The sequence below is a fragment of the Methylorubrum podarium genome (assembly GCF_022179745.1).
In the GTDB taxonomy this organism is placed as follows: domain Bacteria; phylum Pseudomonadota; class Alphaproteobacteria; order Rhizobiales; family Beijerinckiaceae; genus Methylobacterium; species Methylobacterium podarium.
Genome location: NZ_BPRD01000011.1, coordinates 1 through 4,360, shown reverse-complemented (window position 1 = coordinate 4,360; position 4,360 = coordinate 1). Strand labels below are relative to the sequence as shown.

The window sequence follows — 4,360 nt, the reverse complement described above, 5'->3', positions numbered from 1 at the left end:
CTGATGCGCCCCCTCACCACCGCCTGCCGGCTCGACAGGCTCTCGGCGAGGCGGCCCTCCACCGCCTCCAGGGTGCCGGCGGCCTCGGTGAGGGCGCCGACATGGGTGCCGGTGCGCTCCACCAGCGCCTTGCCGCGGGCGTCCAGGGTCTCGGCGAGATCGGAGGCCTGGGCGAGCGCCCCCTGCGAGGCTTCGCGCAGGGCCACGACCTGCGTCGAGACCCGGTCGGAGGCCTGCGCCGTGTCGGCGGCGACCCGGTCCAGGGACGCCTGGATCTGCTCGACGCGGGCCGCGAGCCCGTGCTCGACGGCGGCCAGGTTCTCGGAGGCGCCGCCGACGAGAGCCTTGAGCGCGTCGTTGGCGCTCTCGATCCGGGTCAGGAAGCCCGCGACGTCGTGGCGGACCCGCTCGTTCGCCTGGGCGACGGTGCCGGCAGAGGCTTCCGCCCCTTCGTCCAGGGCCGCGCGCAGGGCCTTGGCCGACTCGACGGTGCGGACCACGATGGCGTCGGTCCGCTCGCGCAGGGCCTCGACCAGCGGCGCGCCCTTGTCGGCGATGAGCCGGTCGAGCGCCTGCTCGCGCTCGGCGAGGGCCTCGGCCAGCGCCGCGGCCGGCCCGTCGATCAGGCGGGCCAGCGCCCCGTTGCGCTGATCCATCGTCTCGGCCAGCGCCTCGGCACGGGCCTGGACCTCGGAGGCGTGACGGTGGGCGCGCTCCTCCAGCATCCGGCCCATCCGGGCGATGCCCTCCTCCACCAGCGCCGCGTAGGCGGTCTGGCGCTCATCGAGAGTCTCGGTGAGGGCCGTCTGCCGCGCGGCCCGCTCGTCGAGCGCCGCGACCAGCCGGGCGGTGCCGCCGTCGATGAGCGCCGCGTAGGCCTCCTTCTGGCGGTCGAACGCCTCGGCCAGCACCGCGTGGCGGCGCGCCCGCTCTTCCAGTGCGGAGACCATGCGGGCGGTGCCCTGCTCGATCAGCGTGGCGTAGGCGTCCCGCTGCCCGTCGAACGCCTCGGTGAGGGCGGCCTGCCGCTGGGCGCGCTCGTCCAGCGCCGCCGCGACGCGGGCGGTGCCGGCCTCGATCAGGTCGGCGATGGCCTTCTGGCGCTCCTCCACCGTCTCGAACTGGGCTCCGTGCTGGCGGGCGCGCTCGTCGAGCGCGGCGACCATGCGGGCGGTGCCCTCGTCGATCTGGGCGGCGTAGGCGTCCTGGCGCTCGTCGAAGGCGTCGGCCAGGGCGTTGGCGCGGCTCGCCACCACGGTGGCGAAGGCGCGCAGGCGCGCGTCGATGCGGGCGGTGAACGCCTCGCTGCGGCTGTCGACGGCCTGCGTCAAAACGGCGGACTGGTTCTCCACGACCTGCGCGAAGGCGCTGCCGCGGCTCTCGACCAGCCCGTCGAGCCCGCGCATGCGCTCGTCGAACAGGGTGGCCAGCGCCTTGATCTGGGCGTCGAGGCGACCGGTGAGCGCCGCCGAACTCTCGTCCACCAGGGAGCCGAGGGTGGCGTGGATCTCGTCGAACAGGCGGCGCAGCTCCTGCGCCCGCGTCTCGACGCTCTGGGCGACCTGCTGGCCGCGTCCGTCCACGAGCTCGCCGAGGACGCCGAGGCGCTCGTCGAACAGGGTGGCGAGGCCGCGCGTGCGGGCATCGACCTCGCCGGTCGCGCGGCCGATGCCGCCCTCCAGCGTCTCGACGAACAGGCGCGCGCCCTCGGTCAGCGCCGCCTGGAGCGGCAGGATACGGCCCTGGAAGCCCTCGTCGAGGTGGCCGGCATGGCCGTCGAGCAGCCCGCGGATCTCGGCCGTACGGTGATCGAGGATCTCCTGAACCGTGCGGGCCCGCTCCTCGAGGGTCGCGCGCAGGGTATCGTTGCGGGCGTCGAGCATGGCGCGGATCTCGCCCGCCCGACTGTCGAGCAGGTCCTGGACCGTGCGGGCCGGTTCCTCCAGGGCGGAGCGCAGGGCGTCGAGGCCGGCATCGAACTCGCCGCGGACATGGCCGGCACTGCCGTCCACGAGCGCGCGCAGGTCGTCCGTGCGGTGGTCGAGCAGGGTGCGGAGCTCATCCGCACGGGTTTCGAGGGTCTGGCCGAGGCGGCCCGCGCCCTCGCCCAGGAGGCCGTCGACCTGACCCATGAGGTCGCGCAGGGCGGTGAGCAGCGCGGTGCTGCGGCGGTCGAGCAGGGCGCCCAGCGACGCGCCCCCCTGTTCCAGGGCCTGGGTGATGTCGGCGAGGCGGCCGTCGAGCCCTTCCACCGCCGAGCGGTTGCGCTGGTCGAGGTCGGCGGCGAGCGCGCCGCCGCGCTCGTCGAACAGGTGGTTGAGGCTTTCGGCCCGCTCGTCGAACAGCCGGGCGATGGCGTCGACATGGCCGCCGAGCGCCTCGACCGCGAGGCCGCTGCGGCGTTCCAGCAGGGCGACGAGGTCGCGGATCCGGCCGGTCAGCTCGCCGTCGATGGTGCGGGTGCGGCTCTCGATCAGGCGCACCGCCTCGAGCGCCTGGATGCCGAAGGAATCGTCGAGGTGGCGCGTGCGCTCCTCCAGCGTGCCGTTGAGGGCATCGAGGCGCGCGACCACGCCGGAATCGAAGCGCTCGGCGCCCTCGTCGAGGCGGCGGGCGAGGTCCTGCGTCGTGTGTTCGAGCCGCTCGGCGATCTCGGCGGCGCGGGCGGCGAGAACGTCGCCCACGGAGCGGCCGCGGTCGGCGATGTCCTGCGCGCTGCCTTCGATGCGCCGGTCGAGGGCATCGACGAGGATGCGGTTGCCCTCGTCCAGGGTGCGGGCGATCTCGGAGGCGCGCAGCACCAGGGTCTCGTTGAGGGCGTTGGCGCGGGCGCCGAGCCGCGTGTCGACATGGCCGACGAGGGCCGCGAAGCTCTCGCCGATCTCGGCGGCGCGCCGGGCCGAGACGGATTCCATCTCGGCGAGCCGCGCCTCGACGGTGTCGCCGGCGAGGCGGGCGCGCTCGGCCAGGGAGTCGGCCAGCGCGCTGCCCTGCACGGCGATGATCCGGTCGATCTCGCTGAGGCGGGAATCCAGGGTGTCGCCGAGCGTCCGCGCGTTCCCGGCGATCCGGTCGGCGAGGATGTCGCCGCGGGCGATGGTCTCCTGCAGGGCGGCGAGCCGGCTGCCCAGCGCCTCCTCGACCGCGCGGGCGCGGCTGTCGGCGGTTTCGACGAAGGCGGCGTGGCTGCGGTGGAGCGCGTCGCCGACCTGCGACACGTGGCCGGCGATGGCAAGCGCCACCTCGCGGCCGGTGCCTTCGAGACGGGTCTGGGCCTCGTCGGACTGGCTGGCGATCAGGGCGGCGGCGCCGCGGCCATGGTGGCCGAAGCGCTCCTCCAGGCTGGCCAGACGCGCGTCGAGATCGGAGCCGACGCCCTCGGCGGTGCGCGACAGGATCTGCGCCGCGGACTCGCCGCGGGCGGACAGCTCCTCGCCGATCCGGGCCAGCGCGTCGCGCAGGCTCCGCAGCGATTCCTCGGTGAGCGTGCCGACCTCGCCGCCGACGCGCTCGGCGGTCCGGGTCAGCGCCTCCGTGATCTCGGCGCTGCGGCCGTCGATCTCCGCGCGGATCTGGCCCAGCAGGTCGCGCAGGCCCTGCGCCGAAAGGTCGGCACGGCTGCCGATCTCGCCGCCGGCCTGGGTCGCCGCCAGCGACAGCGCCACGCTCGCCTCGGAGCCGCGCAGGGCGATCTCGTCGGCGACCTGCCGCAGGAGGTCCTGGAGCGCGTGCATCGACTGGTCGGTGCGGTCGCCGATCTCGCCGCCGGCATGGGCCGCGGCGAGCGCCAGGGCACCGGTCGCCTCGGCGCTGCGGGCGGTGAGTTCGTCGGCCATCCGCTGGATCGCGGCGTGGAGCGTCTGCGAGGCGCTCTCGCTACGGCTGCCCAACTCCCCGCCGACGCGCTCGGCGGCGGCCTGGAACCGGCCGACCACGTCGTCCGAGCGGGTCTCGACGGCGGCGGCGGCCTCGTCGGCCGCCCGGCGCAGGGTCTCGGCGGCCTCGGCGAAGCGCGCGGCGACCAGGGCCGCCTGCGCCTGCGCGGCGCCCGACGTCTCCTCGGCGGTGTGCAGCATCCGCGCGGTCGATTCCGCGGTGCGCTCGGCGAGCAGGCCGCTCACGGTCTCGGCGGCCTCGCGCAGGCGGCGCTCCAGCGCCTCGACGCTCGCGCCGACGGAGGCGGTCGCGGCCTCGGTGTTGCGGCGGTTGCCGTCCTGGGCGGCCCCGGTGCGGGCGTCGAGATCCTCGGAGAGCCGTGCCACGGAGTCGCGCAGGCTCTCGGCGGTGCCGGTCACGTTCGCGGCGAAGGCGGAGCCGAGCCCGGCCAGCGCCTGCTCGACGGTGGCGGCCGCCTGGGCCG

At 75.7% G+C, this 4,360-nt stretch carries 1 protein-coding gene; it reads right to left on the bottom strand.

Annotated features, from left to right (window positions below):
• Positions 1–4,360 (bottom strand): apolipoprotein A-IV repeat region-like domain-containing protein (locus tag MFF42_RS00615; protein ID WP_507763099.1); only part of this gene is annotated, 4,360 nt, incomplete at both ends.